This is a genomic window from Halobellus inordinatus (assembly GCF_024464655.1).
GTDB lineage: Archaea > Halobacteriota > Halobacteria > Halobacteriales > Haloferacaceae > Haloquadratum > Haloquadratum inordinatus.
Map to the genome: position 1 here is coordinate 224865 of NZ_JANHAV010000001.1, position 18604 is coordinate 243468.

An 18604-nucleotide genomic window follows, 5' to 3' on the forward strand; every position below is an offset into this window, starting at 1 on the left:
CGGCCGGGAGTAAAGCGACTTCGGGTCGCATCGCGGCCGTCGGTTCTTCCATAGTGCCGACCGTTCAAGAGCGGTCGTCCGGCCGCCGGCGGACCCACTCGTCGTTCGCGTACTTCTCGTCCGCGCGCTCCCGCGCGCGTTCGAGCTCTGCATCGGTCCACTCGCCCTCCGTGGCGTCGGTCCACGTCGTGAGCGCCGCTTCGACGGCGGCGACCGTTTCGGGCCGCGAGACGTCGGCCAGTTCGTCGACGCCGACGACGCGCTCTCGGAACCGCCCGGGGTCGACGTCGTGGCCGTCGAAGACGTCGAGATGGTCGGCGGCGCGGGCCGAGTACGTGAGCGAACCGTGCTGGACGACGGCGTCGCGGCGGCGGTACTGCGCGTTGCCGCTGATCTTCCGCCCGTCGGCGACGATGTCGTGGGCGGGGTGCAGTTCGCGGAGGTAACACGCGGGCGACCAGATCTCGGGCATCGGGTCGGAGACGTAGTCGGCGTCGACGCCGAGACGGTCGAACGCGTCGAGGATCGGTTCACAGAGCAAGTGATAGGCGTCCATCAGGTCGCCCGGGAGTTCGGCCTTCGGCGCGACGATCGAGTACGAGACGTCGCCGTCGAGGTCGTGGTAGATACCTCCGCCCCCGGTCTGCCGGCGGGTGACTGAGATGCCTTCGTCGGCGCAGTGCTCCCAGTCGACGGTGTCGGGGTCCTGGCCGTAGCCGAGCGAGAGGGTGCTCGGGTCCCACCGGTAGACCCTGACCGTTCGCGGCCCGCCGTCGGCGGCCGTCTCTGCGGCCACCTCGTCGAGCGCCATTTGCATCGGCCCGTCGCGCGCCTCCTCGCGGATGAACCGCCACTCCCGGTCGGCGAGCGCCCCGGCCGTGTCCTCGGTCATACCCGGAGGCTACGCCCGGTCGCTGAAAGCGGTTTCGTCAGAGAACAGCCGAAAAGCGGATTTTGTATAGCAATATCTCGTATATCCGCCGCTATACAGACTCGCGAGTCTTTTACGCGTCGCTACCCTCCGTTCGGTATGGTGCGGAACGTCGCCGGCGTGATGGCCGAACTCGAACCCGAGGACTTCTATCTTCTCTCCGGCGTCGAGCAGGGGATGCGCTTTTCGGAGTGGGTGAACCGCGAGAAACTCCCCGATCTCTCGAACCTCACGCCCGAGGAAGTCGAGTATCGTCTGGATAGATGTGCGAGCCGCGGGCTGATCGAGCGGAAGACGATCCAATACGAGGGCTACACGCTCACTGCCGAAGGGTACGACGCCCTCGCGCTACGGACGTTCTCCAAGCGCGGCACCGTCGAAGGCGTCGGCGCACCCCTCGGGGTCGGCAAGGAGAGCGACGTCCTCGAAGTGCAGTCGTACAAACCGATGGCGCTGAAGTTCCACCGGGAGGGCTACACCAACTTCCGCGAGGTGATGCGCGAGCGCGACTACACATCAGATAACCAACACGTGTCGTGGCTCTACACGGCTCGAAAAGCTTCAGAGCGCGAGTACGAGGCGCTGGAGACGCTCTTTCCTGAGGTTTCGGTCCCACGTCCGATCGACCAGAACCGTCACGCCATCGTGATGGCGAAACTGGAGGGCGTCGAACTCGACCGCGCCAAACTCGCGGACGACCAGGTCGTCGGCGTCTTGGACCTGATTCTCCGGGAGGTCGCCGCCGCGTACGAGACCGGATACGTCCACGCAGATATGAGCGAGTACAACGTCGCCGTCAGCGAATCGGGCGTTACGATCTTCGACTGGCCGCAGGCCGTGCCGACGGATCACGAGAACGCCCGGGAACTCCTCGACCGCGACATCGACAACCTCCTCTCGTATTTCAACCGCAAGTATCCCGGCCACGTTCCCGACCTCGACGCCGACGCACTCGGGGACGCCGTCGCTGCCGACGACTTCCAAACGGTCCGAGATTACACGGTATAACTACCCTTCCTCTTGATCTGGTCTGCTTTGGTCGCTGAACCGGCCTTTCCACGTTCGCATCGATAAATGAGATACTGCGATACAAAATCGAACCAAGCGGTTTCGCGCGCCTTGCGCCTCTCCGTGCCTTTCGTATTCCCAGTGCAGCGTCGGCATCGGTAGGCGGCAGCGTTTCCGGCCAGTCGCTATCGTAGCATTTGCAAGTCCTCACTCATCGGCTCGTACGCTGTCGTGCGATCGGATGCGCAATCAGTGGCAAATGCTCCTATATGGACTGTGATGTGACCTCGACGCCGGATGATCATACGACGACTGCGCCTCGAGCTACTGCCACCGACCTCGACGCCATACTAGCGAAACGAGAGTACATTCAAAACGTCCAGCACGCTCGGTCCCGAGGTTTCGTCTTTCCGGTCGATCGCCGTCCGACATAGGCGCCACGTCTGACGCGGGCGTTACGTTCATACACGATGACGACTAACCGGAATGTAGGGAATGAGGCGGGACTACTTCGAGTTGGACGTGGAAAACATCGACTGGGTCGAGAACGGTGGTGACCCCAAGAAGCCGCTGGTCCGCATCGCGTTTCACGGGCCGAAAGACGTGCTAGAGCGACGGCTCTCCGATCCGGACGGTACGTATCTCGACGCCAGCGAAACGGACGTTGCGTTTCGGCTGCAAGATCCGCTCGACGAGCCAGGTGCCGCTGGCGTCGTCAGCGTGACAAATCGGATTACGGGCGACTTCGTCCTCGAACTCAACGAGTCGGCGGACGACGTTCTCACGTTCATCCGCGCCGCTCGCGAGTACGGCCGCGACACGGCCGACTCCGAGGACGGGCGATATCGAGTCGAGGTGAGCATCGACGGCGAGAACGTCGTCGTCTACGAGAAACAGACGTTCCTCGTCTACGACGCCGACGGGAATCTCCTCAGGTCTCACAGTCTGATCCCGTCCGGCGTCGAACTCTAGACGCCGAATCGGTTCCATTTTAACGGACTCGCCGCTATCTGATCCATCGTGGAGAACGTCACCGACAGAACGAGCAACCCCTTCGATATGCGACCCCCCTGTGAGCGCTTCGTCCCTGGGTACGGCGACGCCAACGCAGATTTCCACGTCGTCGGCGACCACCCCGGCGTCCACGGCGGTCTCGATACCGGCGTTCCGTTCACCAACGACGCGGGCCGCCGACTGCAGGCCGCGCTGGCCGATGCCGGACTGCTGACCGCGACGGGCGCCGAACCGGGGCCGACGAAGACGTACTTTTCGTACCTGCATATGTGTGCGCCCGACGACGGGGAACCGACACCGTCGTCGTACGACGATCTAGAACGCTTCTTCGACGCCGAGCTGCGCGCGATCGCGGCGCACGTCCTCCTCCCGGTCGGCGCGCGCGCGACCGCACACGTCCTCGAAACGTACACCGCGCAGGCGTGGAAGACAGACATCGAGATGGAGGCCCTCCACGGGACTGAACTGCGCGGCAGCGGCTTCCTCGTGCTCCCGATCAAAGACCCCGCCGAGTGGGACGACACCCATCACGACCGACTCGTCGAAGCGCTCGATACGCTCCGTTCGACGGATTTCCGTCGGGAGGCCGATCTCGGTCGATTCAGTGCGGGCAACGACCCGTATCTGGTCCGCTGACGTCGGCGCCGACCTCGACACAGCCGTCTCGAATCCAAGACGACGCTGCTCTCGTTAGTGAGACCCGGATCCCCTGCCTGTTAGAATTTTCAATAATTTATCCGGATAGTCTCGAATCATACGGCGATGACTCACGCGAGGATACATATTTAATCTTTCCAGAACCAAATTCGAATATTTCCATATGTATGTCTGCTCATCTGTGGTCGGGCGGTGGATATTGGCACCATCCGGGTGATTTTTGAATGCAAGCGTTCAACAGTCTCTCGACGCGCGTGGTCGATACCGGGCGCGTCACGTAAGGACCTGCGAGACTGGTGCTCTTCGCAGTGGCTTGGTCAGTCAGGGGTCCGCCCGATGCGGCCCCGCTTCCTTTCCAGCACAGAACCCCCTGCCAGCGGCGCTATTGTCCGACAAACAGCACTCGGCCGACGTCGGCGAGAAAGACGACGCTCGCGCCGATTGGAAGGACGACCAATAAGGCGAGCACGGCACCGTCCGGAACGGTGACGACGGGGCCGACGCCGAGACCGGCCAGCGGTGCGAGACTCCCGAGCAGATAGAGATACGCCGTCCCGTGTCCGAACGAGAGCACGACCGCCGTAAGCACGAGCGCCAGCGCGCCGACGCCTACCGGGAGGAGCAGCGTGAGGGGCACGTCGACTGTCGCCGTGCTGAGCACGAACGTCCCCGGCGCGGTAAGTGTCTGGGCCGTGGTCAGCGCCCCGATCGGGTCCGCGGTGACTGCCGAGCGGAAGTTCGCGACCGCCGCCACGTTCGCATCGACGTACTGCCACAGTCCCACGAGGTAGAGCACTGCGGCACACAACACGCCGAACCACCCGTACAGCAACGGGCTTCCGAAACTCCGCGACGCACCCCCTGCCGACGTCGTCGCGTCCGCGGTCGCCCCCGCCGACTCGCTGGCACTGCTCGTGGTACGAGAGCCACTGCGCCCGGTCGTCGCCGACGACTGCCTTCCACCGGTCGATCGGGACGTCGCCGACTGCGATCGCGACGCAGTCGATCGACTCCCGCTGGCTGTCGACGTTCGGGTCGTGCGATTGCCAGTCTCCGGCCCGCTGTCACGGTTTGCCCGCCGCTTCCGGCCGAATCGGCTCGACCCACTCGTGCTCCGACTCGTACTCGTGGACGACGAACGCTGCGTGTCGGACTGTGCGGTCCTGTCAGTGCTGGCTGTGTTCTCCGACGTGCCGGTCGCGCCGCCGCTCCGCTGCCCGCCAGCCGACCCGGGCCCCATCTTCGTCGGGAGGCCGTCGAGCCGTTTTCGGACGTACTTCGCGTGTCCCATCCGGTCGTAGGCCGCTCGTTTGGTCTCGTCTGAGAGCACCTCGTGGGCCGTCTTGAGCGTCTTGAACTGCGCGTTCGCCCGCGTGTCGTCGTTGACGTCCGGGTGGTACGTCCGAACTTTCTGTCGCCACGCGCGATCGATCTCGTCGGTCGAGGCGTCTTCGGACACCTCCAGCAGATCGTAGAAGTCCTCCATCCCCTGATCGCGCCGTTTGACACCGATCGAATTGAATGTACCGACGCGTCGGAGCCGACGGCCGCCGTCGCACCCGTGGTATGGTAACCCTCATTGTCGTCCGCACGGTGCCTGAGGGTATGGACGTCACCCGAATCTCGCTCGGCAACACCGTCTTCGAGGGAGAGAACAACGCCTATCTGCTCGACGGAGACGTAACCACGCTGGTCGACGTCGGTGCGTCGACTGCGAACGTCCGCGCGGATCTCCTCGACGGGCTCTCGGCTGCAGACGTGTCGGTCTCCGATCTCGACCGGATTCTCCTCACGCACTGGCACTCCGATCACACCGGCCTCGCGGGCGAACTGCAAGCGGAGTCCGGTGCGACAGTCTTCGCTCACGAAGCCGATCTCCCGCTGATCGCGGGCGACGACGACGCGCTCGCCGAACTGCGGGCGCTCCGCGAGGAACGATTCACGCAGTGGGGAATCCCGAAAGGCAAGCGCGAGGAACTCGTCGCGGTCCAGTCGGCCTTCGAGGATGTGGCGGGCGATCCAGCCGACATCGAACCGCTCACGGACGGTGACCAGGTCGCCGCCGGTGACGGGGAACTGACCGTGTTCCACCTCCCCGGACACGCCGCAGGACAGATCGCGTTCACGTTCGATCGAGACGCGGACGACGGCCCGGATCCGGTCTCAGAGCCACGTTCGGAGGCGTTCGTCGGCGACGCGATCCTCCCCCAGTACACGCCGAACGTCGGCGGCGCGGACCTCCGATTGGACCGCCCACTCGAACACTACATCGACAGTCTGGATCGACTCATCGCCCGCGACTTCGATTACGCGTGGCCGGGCCACCGCGAACCGATCGAAGACCCGTCCGGACGCGCGCGCGTCATTCGCGAGCACCACCTCGAACGGACGAGTCGGGTCGTCGAGACACTTCGAGAGCACGGGCCGGCGGATGCCTGGACGGTCAGCGCGCACCTGTTCGGCGAACTCGAAGACATCCACATCCTCCACGGTCCGGGCGAGGCGTTCGCCCATCTCGATCACCTCGAACACGCCGGCGTCGTCGAACGCGACGGCTCCGAATACCGGTTGGTCGAGACGGATCCCGACGTCCCGGCCCTGTTCCCGAATACGAAATACTGAAACGCCGCCGTGGGAAAAGAGCGGGTATGGAACTGCGGGTCATCGACAAGACGGACGAGGAACTCCGCATCGAGGTCGCGGGCGAGGATCACACGTTTATGAACGTGATCAAGGGCGCGCTCTTGGAGACCGAGGGCGTCGCCGCCGCGACCTACGACGTGAACCCCGAGCAGTCGGGCGGACAGACCGAACCGATCCTCTCGATCAAGACAGAGGCCGGCGTCGATCCGCTCGACGCGCTCGGCGACGCCTCTCGCAACGTGCAGACGACGGTCGAAGACTTCTCTGCGGCGTTCGAAGCCGCCCAGTAATCGAACTCGACGGACCGCCCGCGCGGGCGACGTCGGACTACAGCCGAACCGGGACGTCGCGCTCGTCGAGATACTCTTTGACGTCCTGGATGCTGTACTCGTCGAAGTGGAAGATCGACGCCGCGAGGCCGGCGTCGGCGTCCGCCTCGGTGAACACTTCGTACATATCCTCGGGGCTGCCACAGCCCGAGGAGGCGATCACGGGCGTCGAGACGGTATCACAGACGGCCTTCGTCAGCGGGATGTCGTAGCCGTCTTTCGTCCCGTCGGCGTCGATGGAGTTGACGAACAACTCGCCCGCACCGCGGGATTCGGCCTCGCTGGCCCACTCGACGACGTCGACGCCGGTGCCTTCGCGACCGCCTTTCACCGTGCACTCGAACCAGCAGGACTCGCCGTCGATCTCGACGTAGTGCTCGCCGCTCTCGTCGAAGCGCCGCTTCGCGTCGACGGAGATGACGATGCACTGCGAACCGAAGGCCCGCGCGCCCTCGTCGATCAGATCAGGGTTCTCCAGCGCCGCCGTGTTGATCGAGACTTTGTCCGCGCCCGCACGGAGCGTCTCTTTGATGTCCTCGCGGGTGCGGATCCCGCCGCCGACCGTGAGCGGGATGAACACCTCGTCGGCGACCTGCGAGACGGTGTCGAGCATCGTCTCGCGGCCCTTCGCCGAGGCGGTGATGTCGAGGAAGACGAACTCGTCGGCGCCTGCCTCGTTGTATCGCTTGGCCATCTCGACGGGGTCGCCCGTGTACTTCAGGTCCTCGAAGTTGACGCCGGTGTAGACCGCCGGGTTCCCGTCGTCGTCGAGGTCGACGTCGATGCAGGGGATGATCCGCTTCGTGAGCATTCGTTACGGGATGGTTCGCGGATCACCCGCTTGATGGTTTCGGCTACGGGCGGGTCCGGACGTCGCGGTCGTGAAACGGCGGCGAACGCGCCCCCGATTTTATATACGATGCCAGGGCCAGCCTCGCCGTGACTTGACCCCGGCCGCGGCGCGACACGCGGATGTGCGACACACCGCGCCGCGACGCTCCCGTGTCGCCTGTTCGCCCCACCCCCACAGCTATAGGTCGTAGACGCGGGCTTCCCACGGACGCAACTCCAACGTTCCGCCGGGTAGCTCCTCGTGCGCACGCGCCTCCTCGGGGTAGTTTGCGATCAGTACGCCCGTATCTGCGTCTTTTGTGACCTCTATCGGCGCTTCGACGGTCGTCGCTGTCCCGGAGACGTTGAGCACGACGAACCACGTGACGTCGCCGAGCGTCCGAGTGTACGCCCAGACGGACTCGTGATCCTGCAAGAACGGGTCGTAGTCGCCGTACGTCATCACGTCGTGTTCGTCTCTGAGTTCGATCAGTCGCCGGTAGTAGTGCCAGACCGACTGCGGATCCTCGCGCTGTGCGGCGACGTTGATCTCCTCGTAGTTCGGGTTCACCTTGATCCACGGCTCGGCGTCGGCATCGGTGAATCCGGCGTAGGCGTCGTCGGACCACTGCATCGGCGTCCGTGCGTTGTCTCGGCTGTTCGCCCGGATCTCGTCTGCAACCGCCTCGAAAGACTCGATTTCACCGCGTTCTATCGCTCGTCGGACCGGATTGCGAGTCTCGACGTCACGAAACTCCGATAGCGACTCGAACGGGACGTTCGTCATCCCGAGCTCTTGGCCCTGGTAGATGTAGGGAGTCCCCCGGAGCGTGTGAAGCAGCGTCGCGAGCAGCGTCGCCGATTCTCGCCGGAACTCGCCGTCGTCGCCGAACCGCGAGACCGTCCGCGGCTGGTCGTGATTGCTGAAGTACAGCGCGTTCCATCCCTCGTCTGCGAGCCCGGACTGCCACCGATCGAATACGGCCTTCAAATCGGTGAGGCTCCACTCGCGCGTCTCCCAGAGCTGCTCCCCACGTCCGAGACGCATATGATCGAAGTGAAACAGCATCGAGAGCCCGTCGCGGTCAGGCCCCTGGCCGACGTACTGACGCGCGTGCTCCATTGGCATCTGCCAGCCAGTCATCTCGCCGACGGTGAGAAGGTCCGGCGAGAGCACCTTCTCGCGCATCTCCTGGAGGTACTCGTGGACGCGTGGCCCTTGTGTGACTCGATCGACCGTGTCGATGCCGCGTTCGGGATCCGTGGAGGGCAGTCCCGGCGGCTTCGAGACGAGATTGATGACGTCCATCCGGAACCCGTCGATCCCCTTCTCGAGCCACCACTCCATCGTCTCGAACACTGCCTCGCGAACTGCTTCCGCCTCCCAGTTGAGGTCGGGTTGCTTCTCGTCGAACAGGTGGAGATACCACTCGCCGGTCGCCTCCTCGTAGGTCCACGCGGGGCCGCCGAAGAACGACTGCCAGTCGTTCGGCGGGGCTTCATCGGGTGGCCCATCGCTGGCACTCCACGACACCGCCTCGGCGTCGTGTCCCTCGCGCCAGAAGTACCACTCGCGGTACTCGCTGTCTTTGGATCGCCGTGAGCGCTGGAACCACTCGTGCTCGTCTGAGGTGTGATTCGCGACGAGATCCATCACGAGCCTGATGTCGCGACTGTGGAGTTCTGCGAGGAGTGCTTCCCAGTCGGCCATCGTTCCGAACTCGTCCATAACCGCGCGGTAATCCGAGACGTCGTAGCCGTTGTCCGCGTTCGGCGACTCGTAGACCGGATTGAGCCAGACGACGTCGACGCCGAGGTCGTCGAGGTACTCGACCTTCGAGATAATGCCCGGGATGTCACCGATCCCGTCGCCGTCCGTGTCGTTGAACGACCGTGGGTAGATCTGATAGACGACTGCTTCCTTCCACCACCGTCGAACCTCTCCGTTCGGTAGCGTCTCCGTTTCGTCTCGTTTTTTACTCTCTTCTGAACCGGACTCGGAGCCGTGCGTGCCATCCACTGTTCCCGATGATCTCGACGTCGACTCGTCGGGCTGTTCGCGGTCCATACGCCCGCGAGACGCCCCGATAAGTTATACTGTCGCCCGGTCGAGCGGCTATTCCGGGAGGATTTTATACACGACAGTCCACACCGTAGGTATGACAGACCACGACGACCATCACGACGGTGCAGACGAGGACGGACGCGTCACCTCGCCGATGCAGGAGTTCGGAATGAGTCAGGTCACGACGGGCCTCGTGGTGCTCGTCGTCGGCCTCGCCATCGTTTTCGGCGTCCCGCTGTTCGTCTGATCGCGTCGCGTTCGAGCGACGAAAAGAACCGCTGTTTTCGCGCTGCCTCAGTCGAGTTCCGCTTCGAGCACGTCGCGAAGTGACGCGATTTCCGCGGCCTCGACCGCCAGGTTGTCGCCGCCGACCGAAAGCGAGAGCGTTCCGTCCGGCGTCGCCTCGCCCAGCGTCCGAACCGGCGCGACGTCCTCGAATGCGGCTTCGACGGCGTCGGGGTCGGTCGTCTCGACGACCGCACGGCCGGGCGTCTCCTCGAAGAGCGTGACGAGATCGTCGACAGCGACGTCGGCGCCGATGTCTTCGGTGACCATCTCCGCGAGCGTGACTGCGAGCCCGCCGTTGCTCACGTCGTGTACCGCGAGCGTCGCGTCGTCGTCCGCGACTTCAGCGAGCGTCGAGACGACGTCGCTGGCGTTCGCGGGCAGCGTCGGGAACTGATCGGAGCCACCGACTTGCGCGAGTAGCTCCGACCCACCGAGCGCGTCGCTACCCTCGCCGACGAGGAGGAGGATCCCCGCGCCGTCGAGCGCGGCTTCCGGCGCGTCGTAGCCCGCCTTTGCGCCGACCATCGCGAGCGTCGGCGTCGGGGGAATCGGCCCCGCGACCGAGTCGTTGTACAGCGAGACGTTCCCCCCGACGACCGGAACCGAGAGGTCCCGGCACATATCGGCGAGGCCGTCGACGATCGCCGTGAATCGGCCGTACACGTCCGGTTTCTCGGGGTTGCCGCCGTTCAGGCAGTCGACCGCAGCCAGCGGCGTTGCGCCCTTCGCCGCGAGGTTCGTCGCGTTCTCCAGGGCGACAGCGCGAGCCCCGTCGTACGGCGCGCAGTCCGTCCACGCGGGCACCGCGCCCGAGGAGATCGCGAGGCCAGTCCCCGCTTCGCGGATCGCCATCACCGCGGCGTCGTCGCCGGGGCGGAGCGCGGTCCGCGCGCCGACCTCGTGATCGTACTGGCGGTAAACCCACCGTTTCGAGGCCGTGTTGGGCGCGCTGACGACCGCCTCGAATGCGGGCGCGAGATCGATATCCGGTCGATCGCGCTGCGGTTGCTCGGGTTCGACGGTGTCGAGGTCGTTCATCGGTGCGCCGTCGGCGAGGAACTCCGCCGGCACGTCGACGACCGTCTCGCCCTCGAACGTGCAGACGTAGTTGCCGTCGGTCACCTCGCCGATGACCGAGCAGCCGAGGTCGTACTTCTCGGCGATCGCGGCGACGCCGTCGACGTCCTCGGGACGGACCTCGTAGCACATCCGCTCTTGGGACTCCGCGAGGACGATCTCCAGCGGATTCATATTCGGTTCGCGCTGGTGGACGCGTTCCAGTTCGATCCGTGCACCGAGGCCGCCCTTCGCGACGAGTTCCGAGGACGCGCCACCGAGGCCGGCCGCGCCGAGGTCCCGCGCCGACTGAACGAGGTCGCCGTCGATGAGGTCCTCGTTCGCCTCGATGAGGAGTTTCTCCGAGTAGGGGTCGCCCACCTGCACGGCGGGGCGGTCCTCCGTCTCGGCGTCTTCGGCGAGGTCTTCGCTGGCGAAGGACGCGCCGCCGAGGCCGTCGCGTCCGGTCGCGTTGCCGACGAGGACGAGTTTGTTACCGGGCTGCTGAGCCTCGGCGGTCACGAGGCGCTCTTCGTCGAGCAGTCCGACGCAAGCGACGTTGACAAGGGGATTGCCCTCGTAGTCGTCGTGGAACTCCACGCTTCCTGCGACCGTCGGCACGCCGATCGCGTTGCCGTAGTCGGAGATGCCCTCGACGACGCCGTCGAGGAGGTAGCGAGTGTGCTCGCGGTCGAAGCCGCCGAAGTAGAGGCTGTCGGCGAGCGCGATCGGATACGCGCCCATCGAGAGCGTGTCGCGGACGATGCCGCCGACGCCCGTCGCCGCGCCGTCGTACGGATCGACGTACGACGGATGGTTGTGGCTCTCGATGCCCATCGTGATGTACGTCTCCTCGTCGGCGTCGCCATCGTTGTCGGGCAGACGGACGACGGCAGCGTCGTCCCCGGGACCGACGACGACCTGCTCTCCGTCCGAAGAGAACGCAGAGAGGAGGGGTCGAGACGAGCGATACGCGCAGTGTTCGCTCCAGAGATTCTCGAACAGCGCGGCCTCCGTCTGGGTGGGGTCGCGCCCGAGTTCGGCCGTAACGAGTTCGCGATCAGAGTCCGGCAGGCTCATTCACTTCCCTGTTCAAGTAGGCGCGATTAATGCTTTTCTGTATGCACGGACGTGCATTTCATCGGCGTGAGATAGTGGCGTGGTGACGCACCGCGAGGCGTGGACCGGGTCGCTTTTTTAACCTGGGTTTCTATGCTCACCCGTGCTATCGGTCGAGCTGCACGCGCACTCGTCGCTGTCGTACGACGGCCGCGACCCGGTCGAACTGCTCTTAGCGCAGGCGGAGGCGGTCGGCCTCGACGCGCTCGCAGTGACGGATCACGACGAGATCGACGCGAGCCTGGAAGCCGCGGCGCTGGCGCCGGAGTACGGCCTCGTCGGAATCCCGGCGATGGAGGTGACGTCGGCTGCGGGCCACATCCTCGCGTTCGGCATCGACGAACTCGTACCGGCGGGGCTCTCCTACGACGAGACGCTCGACCGCATCCACGAACAGGGCGGCGTCGCCGTCGTCCCGCATCCGTTTCAATCCTCACGGCACGGCGTCGCAGCCCACATCAGCCGGGACCAGCTCGCCGACGCCGACGCGATCGAGGTGTACAACTCCCGGCTGTTCACCGGCTGGGCCAACCGCAAGGCAAAGCGCTTTGCGACCGCTCGCGGACTGCCGATGACCGCCGGCAGCGACGCCCACATCAGCGAGATGGTCGGCCAGGCCGTCACGCAGGTCGGGACGGACGACCGCTCGGTCGAGGGAATCCTCGACGCGATCGTCGCCGGTGAGACGAGCGTCGTCGGCAGTCGGACGCCTTGGCGCATCTCGTTCAGACAGTTCGGCGGCGGCATCAAGCGCCGAATCAAGCGTACCGTCTCGGATCTGGTGTAGATGTCGTCCGAGGAGACGGCGACGTCCAGCGCGGACGCCCCGCTCGACGGTGCCGCTCTCGAAGTGGTCCGTGACGCGACCGAGACGCGGGAGCCGCTCCCAGGAACCGGGGGCTTCGCGGGCGAGATCGACGGCAATCTCGTACGTGACGTCCTCGGACGCCGTCCGATTTTCGTCGACGCCGACAACGCCTCGGCGTGGGCGTTCGACCCGCGCGAACTTCCAGCACCGGTTTCGGTGCCGGCCGGAACGGTCGTTCGGGTCGGGGAACGACCAGACTCCGACGCCTCCGGCCGCCGCTGGACGCTTCCGGACCCCGATCCGACTGAGGACGACGACGCGGCGCTGGCCGCGGTCCGCGACGCCGTGCTCGCTCGAACGCGGGCACTCGGTGGCGACGACTCCACGGGCGACGTCGCCGTCGCGTTCTCCGGCGGCGTCGACTCCGCCGTCGTCGCTACGGGGGCTCCCGACGCGCCCTGCTACGTCGCCGGCTTCGAGGGCTGTCACGACGTCGCTGCCGCGCGCGCGGCGGCTGCCGAGATGGACCGGGATCTCCGCGTCGTTGAACTCACACACGACGATATCCGCGAGGCCGTACTGGCCCTCGTCGACGTTCTCGGCCGCACGAACCCGATGGACCTCTCGATCGCGCTCCCGCTCTTTCTCGTCGCCGAGCGCGCGGCCGCCGACGGCTTCGATCGTCTCGCACTCGGCCAGGGGGCAGACGAACTGTTCGGCGGCTACGCGAAGGTCGAAAAGGCCCCCGAGGACCCGCGCGTCGCGGCCGACACCGTCCGGGGCGCGCGGCACGAACTCCTCGGGACGCTCCCCGATCAGGCCGAGCGCGACGTCCTCGCGGTCCGCGCCGCCGGGATCGAACCCGTCGCGCCGCTGCTCCACGACGACGTCGTCGCGGCCGCGCTCGACCTCCCCGGCCACCTCCTCGTGGACGGCGACCGACGGAAGGTCGCGCTTCGGGAGGTGGCGCGCGGCGTCGTCCCCGACTCGGTCCGGACGGCGGACAAGAAGGCCGTCCAGTACGGGACGTACGTCTCGCGCGAACTCGACCGGCTGGCCCGCCGTGCGGGGTACAAGCGCCGGATGGACGATCACGTCGAGCGCTACGTCCGGGCGCTCGTGAGCGACGGCCCCGTCACGCCGCCCGACTCCGAGTCGTAACCGGGTCGCGTCGGCGGACCGCTATTCTTCGGCGCGCTCGGCGGCCTCGATCGCTTCCAGGGAGAACTGCACCGTGTCGGGGTCGATGTCGCTTTCGCGGAGGTCCTGTTCGTCGTACCAGTCCCAGACCGCCGCGTCGGCCTCGTCGTCGCCGTTCGGGTCGATCTCGCGGGAGTTCACACGCGCGAAGTAGACGTGGTCGATGTGCTGGTGGCCGACGGTCCCGTCGTCGTGGACGTTGATGTCGTAGAGCATCTGGTGGCGCGGCCGCGGGAGTTTGCGGCCCGCGGGCGCGTCGACGGCGTCGGTCCCGTCGAGCAACTCGGCGTCGAGGCCCGTCTCCTCGCGGACCTCGCGCAGTCCGGCCTCGTGCGGCAGTTCGTCGCGGTCGACGTGGCCGCCGGGCGGGATCCGGATGCCGAGGCGTCCGTGCCGATGCAGCGCGACCGCTCCGCTCTCGACGATGTAGACCGTCGCAGTGAAATGACGCGTCGTCTCCATACTGCTCCGTTCGCGGGCCCACGGGAGTCTCTTACTATCCCGTAAGCGATGCGGTTCGCCGCTCAGGTGTGCCGCTTATTACCCGTCTGCCGCGTCGTCGCATCCGGCGGCGCGCCAGAGCGCACCGAAACCCTTACTCCCAGGCCACGGTTCCTCACGGATATGAGCGAGACGCCCGTCGACGCCGAGGAGGTCGAACACGTCGCAGAGCTAGCGCGTGTCGATCTCGACGACGACGAAGTCGACGCGTTCACGACGCAGTTCGCGGAGATCCTCGAGTACTTCGAGGCCCTCGACGAGGTGCCCGAAGTCGAGAGCGAAGCCGACCTCGTGAACGTGATGCGACCCGACGAGGTCGAAGCGAGCCTCGACCAAGAGGAGGCACTGCAGAACGCTGCAGAGACCGAAGACGGCTTCTTCAAAGGCCCGCGGGTGTCATAATGAGTCAGAACGCGTTCATCACCGAGGAGACGATCGAGGGGGCCGACGACGGCCCGCTCGCGGACGCGACCGTCGCCGTCAAGGACAACATCAGCACCGAAGGCATCCGCACGACGTGCGGGTCGGCGATGCTCGAATCGTACGTCCCGCCCTACGACGCGACCGTCGTCGAGCGCCTGAAAGACGCAGGCGCGACTATCGTCGGCAAGGCGAATATGGACGAGTTCGGGATGGGCGGCACAACCGAGACGTCGGCCTACGGCGCGGTGAAGAACCCCGTCGACGAGGGTCACGTTCCCGGCGGTTCGTCCGGCGGTTCGGCAGCCGCCGTCGCGGCCGGCGACGCGGACCTCGCGCTCGGCTCCGATACGGGCGGCTCCGTCCGCAACCCCGCCGCGTTCTGCGGCGTCGTCGGCATCAAGCCCACCTACGGCCTCGTCTCGCGCTACGGCCTCGTCGCCTACGCGAACTCCCTCGAACAGATCGGGCCGATCGGCACCAGCGTCGAGGAGACCGCCGCGCTCTTAGACGTCATCTCCGGCCCGGATCCGAAGGACTCGACGACCCGGTTCGACCTCGACGAGGACGGTGAGGACGCTGCACACCCCGCGGCTGACTCGAACTACGCCGGGGCCGCCGACGGCGACGTCGACGGAATGACGATCGGCGTCATCACCGACCTCCTCGAGGGCGCGGACGACCGCGTCGTCGAGGTGTTCGAGGCGTCCCTCGAAGACCTCCGCGCGCAGGGTGCAGAGACGGTCGAGGTCTCGCTTGACTCCCTCGAACACGCGGTGCAGGCGTACTACGTCATCGCGATGTCGGAGGCGTCCTCGAACCTCGCGCGCTTCGACGGCGTCAGATACGGCCAGTCCGGGGGCTACGAGGGCAACTGGAACGACGCCTTCGCCCGCGCCCGCGAGGAGGGCTTCGGCGAGGAGGTCAAGCGACGCATCCTGCTCGGCACCTACGCGCTCTCGGCGGGCTACCACGACAAGTACTACAAGAAAGCCCAGGACGCCCGGGCGTGGGTGAAACGGGACTTCGACGACGCCCTCGATCAGGCGGACGTGCTGGCGACGCCGACGATGCCCGTGCTCCCGCCCGAACTCGGCGAGAGCCTGGACGACCCGCTTCAACTGTATCTGATGGACGCGAACACCGTCCCGGTCAATCTCGCGAACCTCCCCGCCATCTCCGTGCCCGCGGGCGAGGCCGACGGTCTCCCGGTCGGCCTGCAACTGATCGGACCGAAGTTCGGCGAGGAGTCGATCGTCCGCGCCGCGTCGGCCGTCGAGGACTGACCGCCGCAGTCGGGAGTCTCGACAGATCCCGGAGGCGTTGCGCAGGTAACGGTATATTTTCAACGGTGGGCCATCCACCTCAAACAGATCGCGAGATGTACATTATCGTCGTCGGAGCGGGCAGTATCGGTACGCCGCTCATCGAGATTGCAACCGAAGGCGGAAACGAAGTCGTCGTCATTGAGCGCGACGAGGAAAAGGCCGAGGCCGCTTCGACGGCGTTCGACTGTCTCGTTCTCAACGACGACGCCACGGAAAAGGAGACACTGCTGGACGCTGGCGCCGAGCGCGCTGACGCGCTCATCTCCACCACCGACCAGGACGCGACAAATATTATGGTCTGTCTGCTCTCGAAGGAACTGGAGATCCCCGATATCGTTTCTGTCGTCCACAATCCCGATCATATGACGCTCTATCGTCAGATCGGCGTGAACACGATGGAGAACCCCCAGCGGCTGATCGCGGAATATCTCTATCGCGCAGTCAAGTACCCCTCGATTGCCGACTATATGCGAATCGGCGACGAGGCGGCAGTCTTCGAGATCGAGGTCGCCCCCGACGCTCCCATCGCCGGGATGTCGATCAGCGAGGCGGCCGAAGCCGACCTCCTCCGGAGCGATATGCTCGTCGTCGCCGTCGAGCGCGACGGAACGGGCAGCCCGATCACCCCCCGCGGCGGCACGGTGCTCCAAGGCGGCGACCTCCTGACGGTTTACTCTGCACGGGGCGCGACACCCGAGGTGACGGACGTGTTTGGCTACTACGAGGACCACTGATGGTTCGCCCACGCGACAGGGACGTCTCGGGATGGCCGCGGGACCTGGCGACCATCGCCCGCGACGTCGGCTCGCTGCTCACGATGGAGGCGGTGCTGATGACCGCCTCGGTCCTCGTCGCTGTCGTCTTCCGCGAGTGGTACGTCGCTCTCGCGTTCGCTCTCGCTGGGGGTATCACCGCCTCCGTTGGCCTCGGCGCGCGTCGTGCGTTCACGTCTGCGCCTGACCCACGAATGAAGCACGGGATGATCATCGCCGCGGCCGGCTGGTTGCTCGTCGCCGTCTTCGGGTCGCTCCCCTTCTTATTCTCGGCGCGGTTCGTCCCCGCCGACGTCGCCGTCGGGTACGTTCCTGCGGGCGCAGACTACGCGCGGTCGAGCCTCGCATACTTTTCGAACCCGCTCCACGCCTTCTTCGAGAGTATGAGCGGATGGACCGGAAGCGGGCTTACGATGGCGGTCCACGAACCCTCGCTCCCGCGGACGATCCAGTGGTGGCGCTCGCTGATCCAGTGGGTCGGCGGCGTCGGAGTGATCGTCCTCACCGTCTCGATCCTCGCGCGGCCAGGGAGCGGAAGCTACGCGCTCTATCGTTCTGAGACCCGCGAGGAGAAGATCCATCCGAGTATCGTCTCGACGGTCCGGACGGTCTGGAAGATTTTCTTCGGCTATACGGTCGTCTCGATTCTGGTTCTTTTTGCCGCAATCCTCGCATCCGACTACGGCTCGCAACTCCCGCTCTGGCGCGCCGGCTGGCAGGCGCTCAACCACGCGATGACGGGACTTTCGACCGGAGGATTCTCTGTTACCGACAATTCGATCGCGACCTACGATTCGCCGCTCATCGAGTCGGTACTCCTCCCCGTGATGGCGCTCGGCGCTATCGCTTTCCCTGTTCACTACACCGTGCTCGCCGATCGCGACGTCCGGGCGCTCGTCTCGGACCTCCAGACGCGGTGGTTACTCCTCTTATTTCTCCTCGGCGCCATCGTTCTCATCGTCCAGAACGTCGTCTCGATCCCCGCGACCGAGGGAGCGTTCGACGCCTCAGAGTGGTTCGGGATCGGATCGGTGCTCGGGCCTCTTGTGGCCGGCGCCGCTCGTGACTCTACATTCCAGTGGATAAGCGCGCTTTCCTGTACGGGGTTTCAGTCAGCACCGATCGGTCGCTGGACGGCCGGCGGCAAGGTCCTCGTGTCGAGTGCGATGGTGCTTGGCGGCGCCGCCGGATCGACCGTTGGGGGTATCAAGATCATTCGTGGCTACGTCATCGGTCGGGGCATCGCGTGGCAGTTCCACCGCGTATTTCTCCCGTCCAGCGCGGTTGTTGGAACGCGGCTGAACGGTCGCCGACTGAACCGCGAGGAAATGGAGCGGGAGTTCTCTGAGGCCGCTATTGTCTCCCTGCTCTGGCTTCTCGTCCTCGTAGGGTCGAGCCTCGTCCTCGTCAACCTCGCTGGCCCGGAGTTCTCCTACGCGGATGCGCTCTTCGAGGTCGCATCCGCCCAGGGCAACGTCGGGCTCTCGACGGGTATCACCGGTCCGACGATGCATCCCGTCGCTGAGGCAATGTTTCTCCTGAATATGTGGATTGGACGGCTGGAGATCATTCCGATCCTCGTCTTTGCGCGGTCAGTGCTGTACGGGCTCGATCCCTGAATGGGGTCACTGCC

General features: G+C 65.7%; 18 protein-coding genes. 12 read left to right on the forward strand and 6 right to left on the reverse strand.

Annotated elements, in window-relative coordinates; all coding sequences use genetic code 11:
• Positions 1-64 precede the first annotated feature (64 nt).
• Positions 65-892, reverse strand: coding sequence for a lipoate--protein ligase family protein (locus NO347_RS01140; protein WP_256287886.1), 828 nt, complete (start codon positions 890-892; stop codon positions 65-67).
• 138 nt (positions 893-1030) lie between these two features.
• On the opposite strand from NO347_RS01140, the gene NO347_RS01145 reads away from it, so the two are divergent.
• The 3 genes from NO347_RS01145 to NO347_RS01155 all read left to right on the forward strand — a co-directional run bounded on the left by NO347_RS01145 (position 1031) and on the right by NO347_RS01155 (position 3589).
• Positions 1031-1939 carry a serine/threonine-protein kinase RIO2 gene (locus NO347_RS01145; RefSeq protein ID WP_121568851.1) on the forward strand — a complete coding sequence of 303 codons (909 nt, stop codon included), beginning with the start codon at positions 1031-1033 and terminating at the stop codon, positions 1937-1939.
• 495 nt (positions 1940-2434) lie between these two features.
• Entirely contained in the window at positions 2435-2911 is a 477-nt protein-coding gene (locus NO347_RS01150; protein ID WP_121568850.1) for a DUF5793 family protein, read from the forward strand.
• Positions 2912-2959: 48 nt separating this feature from the next.
• Positions 2960-3589, forward strand: a complete 630-nt coding sequence (locus NO347_RS01155) for a uracil-DNA glycosylase family protein (protein WP_256287887.1) — start codon at positions 2960-2962, stop codon at positions 3587-3589.
• A gap of 403 nt (positions 3590-3992) precedes the next feature.
• Here NO347_RS01155 and NO347_RS01160 read toward each other — a convergent pair whose 3' ends face one another.
• Positions 3993-5096, reverse strand: a complete 1104-nt coding sequence (locus NO347_RS01160; RefSeq protein ID WP_256287888.1) for a J domain-containing protein — start codon at positions 5094-5096, stop codon at positions 3993-3995.
• Positions 5097-5215: 119 nt separating this feature from the next.
• Between NO347_RS01160 and NO347_RS01165 the strand changes: the two genes are divergently transcribed.
• Complete coding sequence (locus tag NO347_RS01165) at positions 5216-6232, forward strand: MBL fold metallo-hydrolase (protein ID WP_256287889.1); 1017 nt, start codon at positions 5216-5218, stop codon at positions 6230-6232.
• A gap of 26 nt (positions 6233-6258) precedes the next feature.
• Entirely contained in the window at positions 6259-6543 is a 285-nt protein-coding gene (locus NO347_RS01170; protein WP_121568846.1) for a DNA-directed RNA polymerase subunit L, read from the forward strand.
• A gap of 37 nt (positions 6544-6580) precedes the next feature.
• Here the strand turns inward: NO347_RS01170 and hisF are convergent, their stop codons facing one another.
• Together hisF and NO347_RS01180 are read right to left on the reverse strand one after the other, a co-directional pair.
• Positions 6581-7393, reverse strand: a complete 813-nt coding sequence (hisF, locus tag NO347_RS01175) for an imidazole glycerol phosphate synthase subunit HisF (protein WP_256287890.1) — start codon at positions 7391-7393, stop codon at positions 6581-6583.
• A gap of 219 nt (positions 7394-7612) precedes the next feature.
• The gene (locus NO347_RS01180) at positions 7613-9481 is read right to left on the reverse strand and encodes an alpha-glucosidase (protein WP_256287891.1); all 1869 of its coding nucleotides are present in this window, start codon (positions 9479-9481) and stop codon (positions 7613-7615) included.
• A gap of 91 nt (positions 9482-9572) precedes the next feature.
• Between NO347_RS01180 and NO347_RS01185 the strand changes: the two genes are divergently transcribed.
• Positions 9573-9725: a DUF7550 family protein gene (locus tag NO347_RS01185; RefSeq protein WP_199723012.1), complete on the forward strand. Its 153-nt coding sequence runs from the start codon at positions 9573-9575 to the stop codon at positions 9723-9725.
• Between the two features lie 47 nt (positions 9726-9772).
• Here NO347_RS01185 and purL read toward each other — a convergent pair whose 3' ends face one another.
• A complete protein-coding gene (gene purL / locus NO347_RS01190; protein WP_256287892.1) occupies positions 9773-11902 on the reverse strand; it encodes a phosphoribosylformylglycinamidine synthase subunit PurL in 2130 nt (709 codons plus the stop codon).
• Positions 11903-12044: 142 nt separating this feature from the next.
• Here purL and NO347_RS01195 point away from each other — a divergent pair, with 142 nt between their 5' ends.
• Positions 12045-12728: a PHP domain-containing protein gene (locus tag NO347_RS01195; protein WP_256287893.1), complete on the forward strand. Its 684-nt coding sequence runs from the start codon at positions 12045-12047 to the stop codon at positions 12726-12728.
• Positions 12729-13910 (forward strand): asparagine synthase C-terminal domain-containing protein, encoded by a 1182-nt coding sequence (locus NO347_RS01200; RefSeq protein ID WP_256287894.1) that lies wholly within the window; start codon positions 12729-12731, stop codon positions 13908-13910.
• 21 nt (positions 13911-13931) lie between these two features.
• Here the strand turns inward: NO347_RS01200 and NO347_RS01205 are convergent, their stop codons facing one another.
• Positions 13932-14411 carry an NUDIX hydrolase gene (locus NO347_RS01205; protein ID WP_256287895.1) on the reverse strand — a complete coding sequence of 160 codons (480 nt, stop codon included), beginning with the start codon at positions 14409-14411 and terminating at the stop codon, positions 13932-13934.
• A gap of 162 nt (positions 14412-14573) precedes the next feature.
• Between NO347_RS01205 and gatC the strand changes: the two genes are divergently transcribed.
• The 4 genes from gatC to NO347_RS01225 all read left to right on the forward strand — a co-directional run bounded on the left by gatC (position 14574) and on the right by NO347_RS01225 (position 18590).
• Positions 14574-14852, forward strand: a complete 279-nt coding sequence (gatC, locus tag NO347_RS01210) for an Asp-tRNA(Asn)/Glu-tRNA(Gln) amidotransferase subunit GatC (RefSeq protein WP_121568838.1) — start codon at positions 14574-14576, stop codon at positions 14850-14852.
• Entirely contained in the window at positions 14852-16156 is a 1305-nt protein-coding gene (gatA, locus tag NO347_RS01215) for an Asp-tRNA(Asn)/Glu-tRNA(Gln) amidotransferase subunit GatA (RefSeq protein WP_256287896.1), read from the forward strand. Before gatC ends, gatA begins: the two co-directional genes overlap by 1 nt.
• Positions 16157-16251: 95 nt before the next feature.
• Positions 16252-16932 carry a potassium channel family protein gene (locus NO347_RS01220; protein ID WP_256287897.1) on the forward strand — a complete coding sequence of 227 codons (681 nt, stop codon included), beginning with the start codon at positions 16252-16254 and terminating at the stop codon, positions 16930-16932.
• The gene (locus tag NO347_RS01225) at positions 16932-18590 is read left to right on the forward strand and encodes a TrkH family potassium uptake protein (RefSeq protein WP_256287898.1); all 1659 of its coding nucleotides are present in this window, start codon (positions 16932-16934) and stop codon (positions 18588-18590) included. The genes NO347_RS01220 and NO347_RS01225 overlap by 1 nt, the downstream gene beginning before the upstream one ends.
• The last annotated feature ends 14 nt before the right edge of the window (positions 18591-18604 follow it).

Coding starts and splice junctions, on each gene's coding strand:
- NO347_RS01140 (WP_256287886.1), bottom strand. CDS start 892: ATGACCGAGGACACGGCCGGGGCGCTCGCCGACCGGGAGTGGCGGTTC.
- NO347_RS01145 (WP_121568851.1), top strand. CDS start 1,031: ATGGTGCGGAACGTCGCCGGCGTGATGGCCGAACTCGAACCCGAGGAC.
- NO347_RS01150 (WP_121568850.1), top strand. CDS start 2,435: ATGAGGCGGGACTACTTCGAGTTGGACGTGGAAAACATCGACTGGGTC.
- NO347_RS01160 (WP_256287888.1), bottom strand. CDS start 5,096: ATGGAGGACTTCTACGATCTGCTGGAGGTGTCCGAAGACGCCTCGACC.
- NO347_RS01165 (WP_256287889.1), top strand. CDS start 5,216: ATGGACGTCACCCGAATCTCGCTCGGCAACACCGTCTTCGAGGGAGAG.
- NO347_RS01170 (WP_121568846.1), top strand. CDS start 6,259: ATGGAACTGCGGGTCATCGACAAGACGGACGAGGAACTCCGCATCGAG.
- hisF (WP_256287890.1), bottom strand. CDS start 7,393: ATGCTCACGAAGCGGATCATCCCCTGCATCGACGTCGACCTCGACGAC.
- NO347_RS01180 (WP_256287891.1), bottom strand. CDS start 9,481: ATGGACCGCGAACAGCCCGACGAGTCGACGTCGAGATCATCGGGAACA.
- NO347_RS01185 (WP_199723012.1), top strand. CDS start 9,573: ATGACAGACCACGACGACCATCACGACGGTGCAGACGAGGACGGACGC.
- purL (WP_256287892.1), bottom strand. CDS start 11,902: ATGAGCCTGCCGGACTCTGATCGCGAACTCGTTACGGCCGAACTCGGG.
- NO347_RS01200 (WP_256287894.1), top strand. CDS start 12,729: ATGTCGTCCGAGGAGACGGCGACGTCCAGCGCGGACGCCCCGCTCGAC.
- NO347_RS01205 (WP_256287895.1), bottom strand. CDS start 14,411: ATGGAGACGACGCGTCATTTCACTGCGACGGTCTACATCGTCGAGAGC.
- gatC (WP_121568838.1), top strand. CDS start 14,574: ATGAGCGAGACGCCCGTCGACGCCGAGGAGGTCGAACACGTCGCAGAG.
- gatA (WP_256287896.1), top strand. CDS start 14,852: ATGAGTCAGAACGCGTTCATCACCGAGGAGACGATCGAGGGGGCCGAC.
- NO347_RS01220 (WP_256287897.1), top strand. CDS start 16,252: ATGTACATTATCGTCGTCGGAGCGGGCAGTATCGGTACGCCGCTCATC.
- NO347_RS01225 (WP_256287898.1), top strand. CDS start 16,932: ATGGTTCGCCCACGCGACAGGGACGTCTCGGGATGGCCGCGGGACCTG.